Below are 14,578 nucleotides of genomic sequence, written 5' to 3' on the forward strand. Positions count from 1 at the left end.
ACCGGGCGCCCTCAGCGGCGCATGATCTGCACGTAAATCTCGTTGGGGCGGACCATGCCCAGCTCGCTGCGCGCCTTTTCCTGGATGCTGTCCTGGCCGTCGCGCAGGTCGGCGACCTCGGACGACAGGCGCTCGTTTTCCTTGCGGGCCTGCGCGTTGGTGGCGTGCAGTTCGTTGATCTGGGCGCGCAGTTCGGCCACGCGGTCCATGCTGCCCGCACCCAGCCACAACTGGGCATGGGTAATGGCCAGCAGGCTCAGCAAGACGACGGTGACGATGCGAGAAACCATGGGTGGATTCAAAAAACCGGGGCCAGTTGGCCCCGGTTCTGGTGCAGGGGGTGAGCCCGAAGATTAACGCAGGTTATAGAAAGCGTCACGGCCGGGGTACACGGCCACGTCGCCCAGGTCTTCCTCGATGCGCAGCAGCTGGTTGTACTTGGCGATGCGATCCGAACGACTCATCGAGCCGGTCTTGATTTGACCCGCATTCAGGCCCACGGCGATGTCGGCGATGGTGCTGTCTTCGGTTTCACCCGAGCGGTGCGAGATCACGGCGGTGTAGCCGGCGCGCTTGGCCATCTCGATGGCGGCGAAGGTCTCGGTCAGCGTGCCGATCTGGTTGATCTTGATCAGGATGGAGTTGGCGATCTTCTTGTCGATGCCTTCCTTCAGGATCTTGGTGTTGGTCACGAACAGGTCGTCACCCACCAGCTGCACCTTGGCGCCCAGGCGCTCGGTCAGGATCTTCCAGCCGTCCCAGTCGCCTTCGTGCATGCCGTCTTCGATGGAGATGATGGGGTACTTGTCGCACCAGCCAGCCAGCATGTCGGTCCACTGGGTGGCGTTCAGCGTCATGTTGCCTTCGCCTTCCAGCACGTACATGCCGTCCTTGTAGAACTCGGAAGCGGCGCAGTCCAGGCCCAGTGCGATCTGCTCGCCGGGGGTGTAACCGGCCTTTTCGATGGCTTCGATGATCAGCTGGATCGCGGCTTCGTGGTTTTCCACGGAAGGTGCGAAACCGCCTTCGTCGCCCACGGCGGTTGACATGCCGTTGTGGTGGATGATGGCCTTCAGCGCGTGGAACACTTCGGCACCCCAGCGCACGGCTTCACGGAAGGTGGGGGCACCCACGGGGATGATCATGAACTCTTGCAGGTCCAGCGAGTTGTTCGCGTGGGCGCCGCCGTTGATCACGTTCATCATGGGCACGGGCAGTTGCACGCCGCCCATGCCGCCGAAGTAGCGGTACAGGGGCAGGCCGGCCTCTTCGGCTGCGGCGCGGGCCACGGCCATGGACACGGCCAGCATGGCGTTGGCGCCCAGGCGGCTCTTGTTCTCGGTGCCGTCCAGGTCGATCATGGTCTTGTCCAGGAACGCCTGTTCCGACGCGTCCAGACCGATCACGGCTTGGGCGATCTCGCCGTTGATGTTGTCCACGGCCTTGAGCACGCCCTTGCCCAGGTAACGGCCCTTGTCGCCGTCACGCAGTTCGATGGCTTCGCGCGAGCCGGTGGACGCGCCCGATGGCACGGCCGCACGGCCCATCACGCCAGATTCCAGCAGCACGTCGCATTCGACGGTGGGGTTGCCGCGGCTGTCCAGGACTTCACGTCCTACGATGTCAACGATTGCACTCATGGTGTTTTCCTCGGAAGGTTTTCAAAACTGGGTCGGCAGCTGCAACTGGGATGGTGGCTGTGGTGTCGGCCGAGGCTGCCTGGCATGCGCGGTGCGCATGTGAAAAAGCACGCCCCACGGAGCGTGCTTTGTCGCTGAAAGCTGGTTCACGGGTCGCGCGCTGCGCATCTTACGCAAACTTAGGCGGAAAAGTGGTTTTCCAGGAAACCGTGGCGCTTGGTCACGTCGTCCAGCGCCACCAAAGTCTCCAGCAAGGCCTTCATGTGCTTGAGGGGCACGGCGTTGGGGCCGTCGCTCAGGGCGTTGCAGGGATCGGGGTGGGTTTCCATGAACAGGCCCGCCACGCCCACGGCCACGGCCGCGCGCGACAGCACGGGCACCATCTCGCGCATGCCGCCGCTGGAGGTGCCGTTGCCGCCGGGCAGCTGCACGCTGTGCGTGGCGTCAAACACCACGGGGGCGCCGGTTTCGCGCATGATGGCCAGCGAGCGCATGTCGCTGACCAGGTTGTTGTAGCCAAAACTGGCGCCGCGTTCGCAGGCGGTGAACATGTCGGGGTCCTGGCCCACTTCGATGGCGGCGGCGCGCGCCTTGTCGATGACATTCTTCATGTCATGCGGTGCCAGGAACTGGCCCTTCTTGATGTTGACCGGCTTGCCGCACTGGGCCACGGCGCGGATGAAGTCCGTCTGGCGGCACAGGAAGGCGGGGGTCTGCAGCATGTCGACCACCGATGCCACGTGGGGGATTTCCTCCACGGTGTGCACGTCGGTCAGCACGGGCACGCCGATCTCCTTGCGCACCTTGGCCAAGATCTCCAGGCCCTTTTCCATGCCGGGGCCACGGAAGCTGGCGCCCGAGGAGCGGTTGGCCTTGTCGAAGCTGCTCTTGAACAGGAAGTTGATGCCCAGCGCGGAGGTGATCTCCTTGAGCTGGCCCGCCACGTCCATCTGCAGTTGCTCGGACTCGACCACGCAGGGGCCGGCAATCAGGAAGAAGCGCTGGTCCAGACCAATGTCGAAGCCGCAGAGTTTCATGGGGTGTTCCTTTATGGCATGCGGTGCATGCTTCAAAAATCAAAGCTGCTTGCGCAGGTGATGCAATGACTTCAGCTTTAAATGATGCTGAAGTCATTGCGTTTCAAGCGCTGGCAGCTCCTTTTTTCAGACTTGTCCCGGATGCCGGGATCAGGCCTTCTTCTGGTCCATGGCCGCCTTGATGAAGGCGTTGAACAGCGGGTGGCCGTTCCAGGGCGTGGACTTGAACTCGGGGTGGAATTGCACGCCGATGTACCAGGGGTGGACGTCCTTGGGCAGTTCCACGATCTCGGTCAGTTGCTCGCGCTGCGTCAGCGCGGAGATCACCAGACCGGCTGCGCGCAGCTGGTCCAGGTACTGCACGTTGGCTTCGTAGCGGTGGCGGTGGCGCTCGGTTACCACGTCACCGTAGATGCTGTGGGCCAGGGTGCCGGGCTGCACGTCGGACGACTGGGCGCCCAGGCGCATGGTGCCGCCCAGGTCGGAGTTGGCGTCACGCGTCTTGATGGTGCCGTCCTCGTCCTTCCACTCGGTGATCAGCGCGATCACGGGGTTGGGCGTGTGGGGATCGAACTCGGTGGAGTTGGCGCCTTCCAGGCCGGCCTTGTGGCGGGCGTATTCGATGGTGGCCACCTGCATGCCCAGGCAGATGCCCAGGTAGGGCACCTTGTTTTCACGGGCGAACTTGGCGGTCGAGATCTTGCCTTCCACACCGCGCGAACCAAAGCCGCCGGGCACCAGGATGGCGTCGTACTGGGACAGCTGTTCCTTGGCGTTGGCGTCGGTGATGGTTTCCGAGTCGATGTGGGTGATCTTCACGCGGGTGTGGTTGCGCAGGCCGGCGTGCTTGAGCGCTTCGTTGACCGACTTGTAGGCGTCGGACAGTTCCACGTACTTGCCGACCATGGCCACCTGCACTTCCCCCTGGGGGTGCTCGGTTTCGTAGACCAGATCGTCCCAGCGCTTGAGGTTGGCCGGCGCGGTGTTCAGGCGCAGCTTGTCGCAGATCAGGCCGTCCAGGCCCTGCTCGTGCAGCATGCGGGGCACCTTGTAGATGGTGTCCACGTCCCACATGGAGATCACGCCCCATTCCTGCACGTTGGTGAACAGCGAAATCTTCTCGCGTTCTTCATCGGGCACGGCGTACTGGGCGCGGCACAGCAGCGCATCGGGCTGGATGCCGATTTCGCGCAGCTTCTGCACGGTGTGCTGGGTGGGCTTGGTCTTGAGTTCACCGGCGGCTGCGATGTAGGGCAGGTAGCTCAGGTGCACGAAGGCCGAATTGTTGGGACCCAGCTTCAGGGACAGCTGGCGCACGGCTTCCAGGAAGGGCAGGGACTCGATGTCACCCACGGTGCCGCCGATTTCGCAGATGGCCACGTCCACAGCGTCGTCGGTGCCGATGCCGGCGCCGCGCTTGACGTATTCCTGGATCTCGTTGGTGATGTGGGGGATGACCTGCACGGTCTTGCCCAGGTAGTCACCGCGACGCTCTTTTTCCAGCACGCTCTGGTAGATGCGACCGGTGGTGAAATTGTTGGACTGGCGCATGCGCGTTTCGATGAAACGCTCGTAGTGGCCCAGATCCAGGTCGGTTTCCGCACCATCGTCCGTCACGAACACTTCGCCGTGCTGGAAGGGGGACATCGTGCCGGGGTCCACGTTGATGTACGGGTCCAGCTTGATGAGGGTGACTTTCAGGCCGCGCGACTCGAGCAGCGCAGCAAGGGAGGCTGAGGCGATTCCCTTGCCCAGGGAAGACACCACACCGCCTGTGACGAAGACGAATTTGGTCATGTCTTGTTCGTTTTTATGGTGGTGGTAAAGACGAATTATAGGTGCCGGCCAGAAACTGCCGCTGAAAGCTGGGGCAATCAGCCCCGTGGCCTCTGCTACATTCGCGCCATGCAAGAACTCGCTGGCAAACACATTGTTCTGGGCCTCTCCGGGGGCGTTGCTTGTTACAAAACAGCACATTTATGCCGCCTGCTGACCAAGGCCGGCGCCACCGTGCAGGTGGTCATGACCGAGGCGGCCGAGCAGTTCATCACCCCGGTGACCATGCAGGCCCTGTCGGGCCGCACGGTCTACACCTCGCAGTGGGATGCGCGCGAGGGCAACAACATGCCCCACATCAACCTCAGCCGTGAGGCCGATGCCATCGTCATCGCCCCCTGCAGCGCCGATTTTGTCGCCAAGCTGGCCCAGGGCCGTGCCGACGAGCTGCTCAGCCTGATGTGCCTGGCCCGGCCGACCGAGCGCGTGCCCCTGCTGCTGGCCCCGGCCATGAACCGCGAAATGTGGGCCCACCCCGCCACGCAGCGCAACTTTGCCCAGGCCGCCGCCGATGGCGCGCAGGTGCTGGGCGTGGGTGCGGGCGACCAGGCCTGCGGCGAAACCGGCGATGGCCGCATGCTGGAGCCCGAAGAGCTGCTGGAGGACATCGCCGCCTGCTTCGCCCCCAAGCTGCTGGCCGGGCACCGGCTGTTGATCACGGCCGGCCCCACTTTCGAAGCCATCGACCCGGTGCGCGGCATCACCAACCTGTCCAGCGGCAAGATGGGCTTTGCCATCGCCGCGGCCGCGCAGGCGGCGGGCGCTGTGGTGACCCTGGTGGCCGGCCCCGTGCACCTGCCCACGCCGCGCGGCGTGCAGCGCATCAACGTGCAGTCGGCCCGGCAGATGCTGGCGGCGGTGCAGTCCCAGGCCGACCAGGCCAGCATCTTCATCGCCACGGCCGCCGTGGCCGACTGGCGCCCGGCGAATGCCAGCGACCAAAAGATCAAGAAGGACGGCACGGGCGATGTGCCTGCGCTGGCGTTTGTCGAGAACCCGGACATCCTGGCCAGCGTCGCCCAGTCGCCACGTGCCCAAAGCGGAGCGCTGTACTGCGTCGGTTTTGCCGCCGAAAGCCACGACCTGCTGCAGCACGCCACGGCCAAGCGGGTGCGCAAGGGCGTGCCCTTGCTGGTCGGCAATATCGGCCCGGCCACCTTCGGCCAGGATGACAATGCCTTGTTGCTGGTCGATGCCCAGGGCCACCGCGAGCTGCCGCGGGCCAGCAAGGCTGCGCTGGGCGTGCAACTGGTGCAGGAGCTGGCTCGGCGCCTGCCACCGGCACCCCGCGCCTGAGGCGCACTCCACCGATACCTGCGAGGCTGAAACCCATGTCAACGTCCAATTACGAAGGCCCCCGCGGCGGCGACTATGCGCGCTACGTCGATGAACTGCTGCGCGCCAGCCCGCTGCACCAGAGCCTGGGGCGGGTGCTGCGGGAGGCCAGTCGCAGCGATTTCTCCGGCGAGGTGCTGTCCCCCGGGGCCCAACCGGGCTCCGTGCTGACGCGGGTGCGCGAGCGGGCCCAGGCCGCCATGGCCCAGGCCCAGAAGCAGGCACAGCAGCAGGCACAGCAGCAGGCCCAGGCCGCCAGCCGCAGCCCGGCCGGCCAGGCATCGCCCAAGAAGGCCGGCGACCGCCCAGCCCGCGCGGCGCGGCAGGCACCGCCGAAGCCGGCCACGCCCGCCGCGGGCCCGCGCAGCCCCTGGTTCCGGATCACCCCGGGGCGCGTGGTGGGGCTGCTGATCCTGGCCGTCCTCAGCGTGGCCCTGCCCGGCTTGGGGGCGCTGGTGCTGCTGTTTGCCATCATCAACGCGGTGCGCCGCGGCATTCGTTCGGCCAGCGAATCGGCCTGACATGCCCGCGCGGGCCGCTGCGGTGGTCCGTCCCCGGCACAATCCGTGCCTTCTTTGTTTTGCCTGGGCCACCACCGTGGCGGCCGGCACCGAACCCCTTTGCTATGAACGTTGACCTGAAGATCCTGGATGCGCGCCTGCGCGAGAACATGCCCGCCTATGCCACCCCTGGCAGCGCCGGCCTGGATTTGCGCGCCTGCATCGACGCGCCGATCACGCTGGAGCCCGGCCAGTGGCAGCTGATTCCCACCGGCATGGCCATCTACCTGAAGGACCCGGGCTACGCCGCCATGATCCTGCCGCGCTCGGGCCTGGGTCACAAGCACGGCATCGTGCTGGGCAATCTGGTCGGCCTGATCGACTCTGACTACCAGGGCCAACTGATGGTCAGCGCCTGGAACCGTTCGCCCACCGCTTTCACCCTGCAGCCCATGGACCGCCTGGCCCAGCTGGTGGTCGTGCCCGTGGTGCAGCCCACGTTCAACCTGGTGGACGAATTCGAAGCCGTGTCCGAGCGCGGCGAAGGCGGCTACGGCTCGACCGGCAAGCAGTAAGCACTGGTGCGTCGCCACAGCGGCCTCGGTCTTTGGACGAGGTGCGTTGGCTCCACGCCGCATTCCAAATGCCCGGCGGCGCTGGCCTGCTGCGGGGAAAACTTCCGTGGCAGACGGGCGTGAGCGCAGCGGCAGCGCTCATTCTTTTGTGAGCAAGTGTGAGGGCCGTCGTCCCGGCTGCGGGTGGCTGCGTTGAAACTCCGAACACATGGGGCTCCGGCATGGGCCGAGCCGCCCGCTCTGCGGCCCCGCGTGTCCCGCCCACGTGACCCGGAGTTTTTATGCATCCTCTTTCCCATTGGCCCCGTCTTGCCGCTGCCGCCAGCGTGGCGTTGTTGCTGAGTGCCTGCGCCGGCTATCCCGGCCATGGCTATCCCCGCACGGCCTATCCCACGGCCCCGCAGCCGGTGACCAGCTACCCGGTGCCGGCCTATCCCGCCACCAGCTACCCGGTCCAGCAGGGCGGCGGCATGTACGGCCAGATGGCCTATGGCCAGATCGCCAACATCGAGACCGTGCGCGTGCAGGATTCCAGCGGCATTGGTGCGGGTGGGGCGATCGTCGGCGGTGTGGTCGGCGGGGTGCTGGGGCGCCAGGTCGGCAAAGGCACGGGCCGCGACCTGGCGACGATTGCGGGCGTGGTCGGCGGTGCGCTGGCCGGCAATGCGGTGCAAAACAACATGGGGGGCAGCGTGCGCGACATCTACCGCGTGACCGTGCAGCTGCAGGACGGCAGCCAGCGCAGCTTTGACTACCCCAACCCACCGCCTTTCCGCATCGGCGACAACGTGCGCGTGGACGGCAACCAGATCTACCGCTGATCCCGAGCTGCTGGCGCGGACCTGTGGGCCCGCGGCCTTTCAAAATGTAGAGCAGCCAGCGCAGTGGCTGTGTGCGTCCCAGGCTCAAAACCTTCGGCCTGCCGGCGGCGTTGTCATCCGTGTCGGGATGGACTCTCGAATCCATAGCTGCTGGCGCACAGCCAGCAAGCGCTGCCGGCCAAAATCATGCCAAAATTTCTGGCTTCAGTGCGACGCAGGCCGTGTGGCCTCCGTGGCCACGGCCGGCAGGCACAGGCGCATGCGCAGCCCGCCCAGGGGTGCGCTGTCGGCCTGCACCGAACCGCCATAGGTCTGGGCCAGCTCCCGCACGATGTCCAGGCCCAGGCCGGCGCCGGGGCGCTGTTCATCCAGGCGCTCGCCCCGCTCGAAGATGCGCTGGCGCTCGGCGGGGGCAATGCCGGGGCCATCGTCGTCCACGGTGAAGCACAGCAAGTCGCCGTCGCGCTGCACGCCCAGCTGCACCTGGCTGCGCGCCCATTTGCCGGCGTTGTCCAGCAGATTGCCCAGCATCTCGAACAGGTCCTGGGCCTCGCCGCGGAAGGCCAGTGCCGGTGCGGCCTCGCCCACCTGCACAAACTGCACCGAGCGCGCCGCGTGCAGGCGCTGCATGGTGCGCAGCAGGGCCTGCATCGGCCCCTGCACCGGCGTGCGCAGGCCGGTGGCGCGGATGGCGGCGGCTGCGCGGGCGCGGGCCAGGTGGTGGTCCACCTGGCGCTGCGCCGTGGCCACCTGCTCCTGCACCAGGCGCGCCAGCGGCGTGTCGTTCTGGGCGGCGGCGTTGCCCAGGATGCTCAGCGGCGTGTGCACCGCATGCGCCAGGTTGCCAGCCTGGGTGCGGGCGCGTTGCACGATGTCGGCATTCGCCGCCAGCACATGGTTGAACTCGTTGATCAGCGGCTGCAGCTCGTCGGGGAACTGACCATCCAGCTGGGTGGCTTCGCCGGTGCGCACCGTGGCCAGGCGCTGGCGCAGCAGGTCCAGCGGTTGCAGGGCCAGCTGCAGTTGCACGGCAACGGCCACCACCAGGCCCAGCGCCAGCGTGCCCAGGGCGGCCAGCAGCATGGTGGTGAAGCGCTGCACCGGCTCGGCCACCAGGGCCTGGTCGGCCGCCACGGTCAGGCGCAGCAGGGGGGCTTCGGCCTCGGGCAGTTGCAGCGGCCGGCTGACGGCCACCAGCTGGTGGTTCTGGCTGTCGCGCAACTGCAGCACGGCGTGGCCGCTGCGCGTGGTGCCGGGAAAGGCCGTGTCCCGCGGCAGGGGCAGCACCTGGTCCCACAGGGAGCGCGAGCGCAGCACGCCCAGCTGGGCCGGGCCTTGCTCGGGCAGCAGGTCCACCTGCCAGTACAGGCCGGACAGCGGGGCGTTCAGGCGTGCATCCCCGGCCATGGGCAGCACTTCCACCCGCTGCGCGGCATCCAGGTTGACGCTGGCGCTGAGCTGGTCCAGCTGGCGCACCAGCTCTCCCTGCAACTGCTGGTTGACGTGTTCCTGGAACAGGCCGCGCAGGCCCCAGCCCGCCACGGCCATCGCCAGTGCCATCCAGGCCAGCGTGCCCAGCAGCAGGCGCTTGCGCAGCGAGCCATGGCGCAGCGACAGGGCGCGTGGCAGCTTCACGCCGCACCTTCCACGGGCAGCAGGCGGTAGCCCAGGCCGCGCACGGTCTCGATGCTGCCGGGCGGCAGCTTCTTGCGCAGACGGCCCACGAAGACTTCGATGGTGTTGGAGTCGCGTTCGCTGTCCTGCGGGTACAGGTGCTCCGACAGCTCGGTGCGCGACAGCACCTCGCCCACGCGCTGCATCAGCAGCGACAGCAGCTTGAACTCGTGGCTGGTCAGCGCCAGCGGCTGGCCATCGACCGAAACCGTGGCCTGGCGCGTGTCCAGCCGGATGCTGCCGCACTGCCATTCGGCGCTGCTGTGCGGCGACAGGCGGCGCAGCAGGGCGCGCAGCCGGGCCAGTAGCTCTTCCATGTGAAAAGGCTTCGCCAGGTAGTCGTCGGCCCCGGCATCCATGCCGGTGACCTTTTCGTGCCAGGCACTGCGCGCCGTCAGGATCAGCACCGGCATGCTGCGCCCCTGGGCGCGCCAGTGGCGCAGCACGCTCAGGCCGTCGACCACGGGCAGGCCCAGGTCCAGCACCACGGCGTCGAAATCCTCGACCTCGCCCAGGTAGCGTGCAGTGGCGCCGTCGGTGGCGGTCTCCACCGTGTGGCCGGCGGCCTCGATGGCCTGGGCCAACTGGGTGCACAGCGTGGGTTCGTCTTCCACCACCAGGATGCGCATCAGTCCTGCCCCTTTCTGCGCACGCTGAGCACGCGGCCGTCGACGGCATCCACCTTCAGCTTGCTCAACTGGCCATTCGGGTGCAGCAGCCGCATCTCATAGATGAAGCGGCCGTTGTCGTGTTCGAACTCCACTTTCAGCACCTGCCCCTGGTACTGGCGCTCCACCTGGTCGAGCACGGTGCGCAGCGGCAGCACCTTGCCCTGTTGCAGCGCCTGGCGCGCCAGTTCGTGGTCGCTTTCGTCGGAGTGGGCCTGGGGCAGGTCCAGGCCGGCGCCCAGCCACAGCGCGCCACCCAGCGCAAAGGCGCCCAGCAGCGCGGGCCAGCGAAGGCGGGACAGTGAAGAGCGGGTGACCATGGCAATGCTTCCTCGTGCAGGTGAACACCCCAAACTTATACCGGCAGGGGGATGAATGGCACATGAACAGGTGCTTCAGCATGCATTCACCCCGGGTTTTGAAGAATGACTTCAGGCCAGCACGGTGCTGGTCCTGCATCACACCCACAAGGAGTTCTTCACCATGTACACACAGCAGTTTGCCACCGTTCGCCGTCTCGCCGCCGCCACCTTGCTGGCGGGTCTGGCCGCTGGCGCCATCGCCCAGACCACCGCTTCCGCCCCAGCAGCTGCACCCACGGCCCCTGCCGCCCAGGCTGTGACCACCGTCCCGGGGCCACAACTGAACATCCGCCAGGTGTATGACCGCCTGGAGGCCGCCGGCTACCGCGATCTGCGCGAGGTGGAGTGGTCCGATGGCCGCTACGAAGTCAAGGCCCGCAACGCCCAGGGCGAACGCGTGAAGCTGGACGTGGACGGCAACACCGGCGCCGTGCTGCGCAGCCGCGTCAAGCATTGAGAACGGGCAGGGCGGCCAGGGGTCGCTCTGCGTACCATCGGAACCAGCAAGGAGGATGTATGCGTGTGCGGATCGCTTTCGGAGCGTGGTGGCTGGGGCTGACCCTGGCGTGGATGGCGGTGGCGGCCCCTTGGGTGGGCGGCGCTGGAGTGGCGGAGCCCACGTTCTGGTGGCAGTTGCGCCAGCAGGCGCTGTACCTCAGCGGCGTCTGGAGCATCGGCATGATGTCGCTGGTCATGCTGCTGTCGCTGCGCCAGCGCTGGATGGAGTGGCCCCTGGGCGGCATGGACCAGGTCTACCGCCTGCACAAATGGGCCGGCATCGGCGCCGCCGTGGCAGCGGTCATGCACTGGGGGGCCAAGGAATCCAGCGGGCTGATCAAGGACGTCTGGGGGACCGCCGGGCGCCCGGCACGCGACGCCGTCCTGGCCTGGGCCGTGGATTGGCGCGGCACCGCCAAGGACCTGGGGGAGTGGGCCTTCTACACCCTGCTGGCCTTGGTGGTCCTGACGCTGTGGCAGCGCCTGCTGCCCTATCGGCCCTGGCGCCGCCTGCACCGCGTGATGCCGGCGCTGTACCTGATGCTGGCCTTCCATACGCTGGCGTTGATGCCACTGTCGTTCTGGCGCCTGCCCATGGGGGGCTTGATGGCGGTGCTGCTGGGCGTCGGCAGCGGCGCCGCCCTGTGGTCGCTGGCGGGACGCATCGGCCGTGGGCGCAACAGCCATAGGGGGCAGGTGCATGCGGTGCAACTGCTGGGGCCGGTGGCCGGTCGGGATCCGCTGGAAGTGCTATGCGCCATGCCGACCACCTGGCAGGGACACCAGCCCGGGCAGTTCGTGTTTGCCAGCTTCGAGGGGTTGGAGGGGCCACACCCCTTCACCATCGCCAGTGCGCCGGGCAGTTGCGGCAGCACCCCCGATGGGCGCCCGCTGCTGCGCTTGGTCATCAAGCCGCTGGGCGACTACACGCGCAGCCTGCATGCGGCCCTGCAGCCGGGGCAGACCGTGCGCATCGAAGGGCCATACGGGCATTTCGACGGGCAGGGCGCCCAGGCGCGCACCCAGGTCTGGGTGGCGGGGGGCGTGGGGGTGACGCCGTTTCTGGCCTTGCTGGAGGCGCGGCAGCCCGGTGCAGCGCAGACCGATGCGCTGCAACCGGCGCACCTGCACTACTGCACCCGCAATGCGGCGCAGGATGCCGTGCTACCCCGGGTGCGGCAGCTGTGCGAGCAGGCGCAACCTCCGGTGCACCTGCAGGTGCACGATGCGGCCCAGGGCGACTGCCTGCGGCCCGAACACCTGGTGCCGCATGGCACGGCCCTGGACATCTGGCTGTGCGGGCCCGCCGGACTGGGGCAGGCGGTGCGCCAGGCCGCCGATCGCCAGCGTGGCTGGCGCCTGCACCAGGAGGCTTTCCAGATGCGCTGACCGGGTCAGTGCAACAGGTCGCTGCCCGGCGCCTGGGGCTGGATGCGGAAGAAGCCCGTGCCCGCGCTGCCGCGGCCAACTTCTTCTTCCGTGGCCTCGCGCACGGCTTCGACCTTGATCTCGATGCGCAGGGCAATCCCGGCCAGGGGGTGGTTGCCGTCTAGCACCACATGCTCGGGGTAGATTTCGGTCACGGTGTACAGCGCATCCTTGGGGGCCTCGGGGTTGCAGCCCTGCGGCAGGGCGCTGCCTTCAAAGGTCATGCCCTCTTCCAGTTCCTGGGGGAAGAGTTCGCGCTTTTCCAGAAAGATCAGCGTGTCGATGTAGTCGCCAAAGGCGTCCTCGGGCTCCAGGTGCAGCTGCAGCGTGTCGCCCACGGTGTGGCCTTGCAGGGCTTCTTCGATGCGCTTGAGCAGGTCGTCGCCGCCGACGAGAAATTCCACGGGCTCGTCCAGCACGTCCAGTTCATCGCCCAGGGTGTCTTTGAGGGTCCAGGTCAGCGCGACCACGCATTGTTCGGTGATGTCCATGAGTTGCAGCCTTGTGCGGCCAGTTCCGCAGAGGAAAAAAGAAAACGGCCGGCTGCGCAGCACCCCGTGGGGGGCGCGCAGGCGGCGCACTGGGCGGGATTTTCCCATGGCTGCCCAGGTCTGGCTGTGTGCCGGGCATTGCCAGTCGCTGGCCACCCGTCAGAACGGGTAGTGGCGTTCGCGGGTCTGCATGGTGATCCAGCGGGTGTCGGTGAAGGCATCGATGCCGGCCTGGCCGCCAAAGCGGCCATAGCCCGAGGCCTTGACGCCGCCGAACGGCATCTGGGCTTCGTCGTGCACCGTCGGGCCGTTGATGTGGCAGATACCGGTTTCCAGGCGTGCCGCAACCTGCCAGGCGCGGGCCGTGTCGCGCCCGTAGACGGCCGAGGACAGTCCAAACTCGTTGTCATTGGCGACGGCAATCGCCTGCTCGACCCCGCGCACCCGCACGATGGACTTGACCGGTGCAAAGGTCTCTTCGCGGAAGATGTCCATGTCGGCCGTCACATGGTCCAGCAGCGTGGCGGGCATCAGCGTGCTGCTGGCCTTGCCGCCGCACAGCAACCGGGCACCCTTGGCTAGTGCATCGTCGATCAGCGCGTTGGCGCGGTGCACGGTGTGCATGTCCACCACCGACCCCAGCACCACCGGCCCCTGGCGCGGATCGCCCAGCGGCAGCGCCTGGGCGTGGGCCGTGAGCCGGGCCACGAAGTCGTCGGCGATCTGCTCGTCCACGATGATGCGTTCGGTCGACATGCAGATCTGCCCCGAATTGGCAAAGGCGCCAAAGGTGCAGCCCGCCACGGCCGCCGGGATGTCGGCATCGTCCAGTACGATGAAGGGGGCCTTGCCGCCCAGCTCCAGGATCGCGGGCTTTAGGTGCCGGGCCGCAGTCTGGCCGATGATGCGGCCCACGCGCGTGGAGCCGGTGAAGTTGACGCGGCGTACGGCCGGGTGGGCGATCATGGCCTCGACCACGGCTGCGGCATCGGCCGGGGCGTTGGTCACGAAATTCACCACACCGGCTGGCAGGCTGGCATCCTGCAGGGCTTCAATCACCAGCCCGTGCGTGGCGGGGCACAGCTCCGAGCCCTTGAGCACCACGGTGTTGCCACAGGCCAGCGGGGTGGCAATCGCGCGCACGGCCAGGATGACCGGGGCATTCCATGGCGCAATCCCCAGCACCACGCCTGCGGGCTGGCGCACGGCCATGGCTACGTTGCCCGGAATGTTGGAGGGGATGATCTGTCCGCTGATCTGCGTGGTCAGTGCCGCGGCTTCCAGCAGCATGTCGGCCGCCAGATGCACGTTGAAGCCGGCCCAAAGGCCGGAAGCCCCGGTTTCCGCCGCCATCGCGGCCGCGATGGCCTCGCCCTTGGCCGCAAGGGCCTGCGAGGCCCGCATCAGCAGGGCACGGCGCTCCCCCGGGCCGAGGGCAGCCCAGGCGGGAAAGGCCTGGGCTGCGGCATCGACGGCCGCCCGTGCATCGTCCGGCGTGGCGGCCGGTGCGCGCGTGGCCACCTGGCCATCGAGTGGGTTGTGGCGGTCAAAGCTGGCGCCGCCGGTGGCCGTGGCGGCCTGGCCGCCCATCAGCAAGCTGGGTTGGAGCATGGGGCAAATCCTTTGCGGGAGAGGCTGTCAAGCATAAGGTCTGCGCTGGCCTACAGCCATGCGCCTGCCCGACGGTCGGTGCAGGTGGGGCACCGGTGCGCC

Annotated in this window: 15 protein-coding genes; 6 read left to right on the forward strand and 9 right to left on the reverse strand. The window is 67.5% G+C overall.

Annotated features, from left to right (window positions below):
* Positions 1 to 11: 11 nt before the first annotated feature.
* From FYM52_RS13800 to FYM52_RS13815, 4 genes are all read right to left on the reverse strand, one after another.
* Positions 12 to 290, reverse strand: a complete 279-nt coding sequence (locus tag FYM52_RS13800) for a septum formation initiator family protein (protein WP_042415375.1) — start codon at positions 288 to 290, stop codon at positions 12 to 14.
* Positions 291 to 353: 63 nt separating this feature from the next.
* Positions 354 to 1,640, reverse strand: coding sequence for a phosphopyruvate hydratase (gene eno, locus FYM52_RS13805; RefSeq protein WP_154164509.1), 1,287 nt, complete (start codon positions 1,638 to 1,640; stop codon positions 354 to 356).
* A 179-nt stretch (positions 1,641 to 1,819) separates the two neighbouring features.
* Positions 1,820 to 2,677, reverse strand: a complete 858-nt coding sequence (gene kdsA, locus FYM52_RS13810; protein ID WP_154164510.1) for a 3-deoxy-8-phosphooctulonate synthase — start codon at positions 2,675 to 2,677, stop codon at positions 1,820 to 1,822.
* A 150-nt stretch (positions 2,678 to 2,827) separates the two neighbouring features.
* Entirely contained in the window at positions 2,828 to 4,474 is a 1,647-nt protein-coding gene (locus FYM52_RS13815; protein WP_154164511.1) for a CTP synthase, read from the reverse strand.
* 108 nt (positions 4,475 to 4,582) lie between these two features.
* Here FYM52_RS13815 and coaBC point away from each other — a divergent pair, with 108 nt between their 5' ends.
* The 4 genes from coaBC (at position 4,583) to FYM52_RS13835 (ending at position 7,744) form a co-directional block, all read left to right on the forward strand.
* Entirely contained in the window at positions 4,583 to 5,809 is a 1,227-nt protein-coding gene (gene coaBC / locus FYM52_RS13820) for a bifunctional phosphopantothenoylcysteine decarboxylase/phosphopantothenate--cysteine ligase CoaBC (RefSeq protein ID WP_154164512.1), read from the forward strand.
* 35 nt (positions 5,810 to 5,844) lie between these two features.
* Positions 5,845 to 6,369: a hypothetical protein gene (locus tag FYM52_RS13825; protein ID WP_154164513.1), complete on the forward strand. Its 525-nt coding sequence runs from the start codon at positions 5,845 to 5,847 to the stop codon at positions 6,367 to 6,369.
* A gap of 104 nt (positions 6,370 to 6,473) precedes the next feature.
* Positions 6,474 to 6,923 (forward strand): dUTP diphosphatase, encoded by a 450-nt coding sequence (gene dut / locus FYM52_RS13830; RefSeq protein ID WP_042415387.1) that lies wholly within the window; start codon positions 6,474 to 6,476, stop codon positions 6,921 to 6,923.
* Between the two features lie 281 nt (positions 6,924 to 7,204).
* Positions 7,205 to 7,744, forward strand: coding sequence for a glycine zipper 2TM domain-containing protein (locus FYM52_RS13835; protein WP_154164514.1), 540 nt, complete (start codon positions 7,205 to 7,207; stop codon positions 7,742 to 7,744).
* Between the two features lie 204 nt (positions 7,745 to 7,948).
* Here FYM52_RS13835 and FYM52_RS13840 read toward each other — a convergent pair whose 3' ends face one another.
* The 3 genes from FYM52_RS13840 to FYM52_RS13850 all read right to left on the reverse strand — a co-directional run bounded on the left by FYM52_RS13840 (position 7,949) and on the right by FYM52_RS13850 (position 10,406).
* The gene (locus FYM52_RS13840) at positions 7,949 to 9,304 is read right to left on the reverse strand and encodes a sensor histidine kinase (protein ID WP_154164529.1); all 1,356 of its coding nucleotides are present in this window, start codon (positions 9,302 to 9,304) and stop codon (positions 7,949 to 7,951) included.
* Between the two features lie 71 nt (positions 9,305 to 9,375).
* Positions 9,376 to 10,047: a response regulator transcription factor gene (locus tag FYM52_RS13845; RefSeq protein WP_154164515.1), complete on the reverse strand. Its 672-nt coding sequence runs from the start codon at positions 10,045 to 10,047 to the stop codon at positions 9,376 to 9,378.
* Positions 10,047 to 10,406 carry a PepSY domain-containing protein gene (locus FYM52_RS13850; protein ID WP_154164516.1) on the reverse strand — a complete coding sequence of 120 codons (360 nt, stop codon included), beginning with the start codon at positions 10,404 to 10,406 and terminating at the stop codon, positions 10,047 to 10,049. Before FYM52_RS13850 ends, FYM52_RS13845 begins: the two co-directional genes overlap by 1 nt.
* 163 nt (positions 10,407 to 10,569) lie before the next feature.
* Here FYM52_RS13850 and FYM52_RS13855 point away from each other — a divergent pair, with 163 nt between their 5' ends.
* Both FYM52_RS13855 and FYM52_RS13860 read left to right on the forward strand, forming a co-directional pair.
* Positions 10,570 to 10,905, forward strand: a complete 336-nt coding sequence (locus FYM52_RS13855; protein ID WP_051519357.1) for a PepSY domain-containing protein — start codon at positions 10,570 to 10,572, stop codon at positions 10,903 to 10,905.
* 59 nt (positions 10,906 to 10,964) lie between these two features.
* Positions 10,965 to 12,335 (forward strand): ferric reductase-like transmembrane domain-containing protein, encoded by a 1,371-nt coding sequence (locus FYM52_RS13860; protein WP_154164517.1) that lies wholly within the window; start codon positions 10,965 to 10,967, stop codon positions 12,333 to 12,335.
* 5 nt (positions 12,336 to 12,340) lie between these two features.
* On the opposite strand, the gene FYM52_RS13865 is transcribed toward FYM52_RS13860, so the two are convergent.
* On the reverse strand, positions 12,341 to 12,865 hold the full coding sequence (locus tag FYM52_RS13865) for a peptidylprolyl isomerase (RefSeq protein WP_045266375.1): 525 nt from the start codon (positions 12,863 to 12,865) through the stop codon (positions 12,341 to 12,343).
* A gap of 159 nt (positions 12,866 to 13,024) precedes the next feature.
* Entirely contained in the window at positions 13,025 to 14,476 is a 1,452-nt protein-coding gene (locus FYM52_RS13870; protein ID WP_154164518.1) for an aldehyde dehydrogenase, read from the reverse strand.
* Positions 14,477 to 14,578 lie beyond the last annotated feature (102 nt).

Origin of the sequence: Comamonas sp. CAH-2 (genome assembly GCF_009668305.1) — a bacterium.
Taxonomy (GTDB): Bacteria; Pseudomonadota; Gammaproteobacteria; order Burkholderiales; family Burkholderiaceae_C; genus Comamonas; species Comamonas aquatica.

What these genes read in the sequence shown, in the direction of transcription:
- FYM52_RS13800 (WP_042415375.1), bottom strand. Translation starts at nt 290, where the DNA reads ATGGTTTCTCGCATCGTCACCGTCGTCTTGCTGAGCCTGCTGGCCATT.
- eno (WP_154164509.1), bottom strand. Translation starts at nt 1,640, where the DNA reads ATGAGTGCAATCGTTGACATCGTAGGACGTGAAGTCCTGGACAGCCGC.
- kdsA (WP_154164510.1), bottom strand. Translation starts at nt 2,677, where the DNA reads ATGAAACTCTGCGGCTTCGACATTGGTCTGGACCAGCGCTTCTTCCTG.
- FYM52_RS13815 (WP_154164511.1), bottom strand. Translation starts at nt 4,474, where the DNA reads ATGACCAAATTCGTCTTCGTCACAGGCGGTGTGGTGTCTTCCCTGGGC.
- coaBC (WP_154164512.1), top strand. Translation starts at nt 4,583, where the DNA reads ATGCAAGAACTCGCTGGCAAACACATTGTTCTGGGCCTCTCCGGGGGC.
- FYM52_RS13825 (WP_154164513.1), top strand. Translation starts at nt 5,845, where the DNA reads ATGTCAACGTCCAATTACGAAGGCCCCCGCGGCGGCGACTATGCGCGC.
- dut (WP_042415387.1), top strand. Translation starts at nt 6,474, where the DNA reads ATGAACGTTGACCTGAAGATCCTGGATGCGCGCCTGCGCGAGAACATG.
- FYM52_RS13835 (WP_154164514.1), top strand. Translation starts at nt 7,205, where the DNA reads ATGCATCCTCTTTCCCATTGGCCCCGTCTTGCCGCTGCCGCCAGCGTG.
- FYM52_RS13840 (WP_154164529.1), bottom strand. Translation starts at nt 9,304, where the DNA reads ATGGCACTGGCGATGGCCGTGGCGGGCTGGGGCCTGCGCGGCCTGTTC.
- FYM52_RS13845 (WP_154164515.1), bottom strand. Translation starts at nt 10,047, where the DNA reads ATGCGCATCCTGGTGGTGGAAGACGAACCCACGCTGTGCACCCAGTTG.
- FYM52_RS13850 (WP_154164516.1), bottom strand. Translation starts at nt 10,406, where the DNA reads ATGGTCACCCGCTCTTCACTGTCCCGCCTTCGCTGGCCCGCGCTGCTG.
- FYM52_RS13855 (WP_051519357.1), top strand. Translation starts at nt 10,570, where the DNA reads ATGTACACACAGCAGTTTGCCACCGTTCGCCGTCTCGCCGCCGCCACC.
- FYM52_RS13860 (WP_154164517.1), top strand. Translation starts at nt 10,965, where the DNA reads ATGCGTGTGCGGATCGCTTTCGGAGCGTGGTGGCTGGGGCTGACCCTG.
- FYM52_RS13865 (WP_045266375.1), bottom strand. Translation starts at nt 12,865, where the DNA reads ATGGACATCACCGAACAATGCGTGGTCGCGCTGACCTGGACCCTCAAA.
- FYM52_RS13870 (WP_154164518.1), bottom strand. Translation starts at nt 14,476, where the DNA reads ATGCTCCAACCCAGCTTGCTGATGGGCGGCCAGGCCGCCACGGCCACC.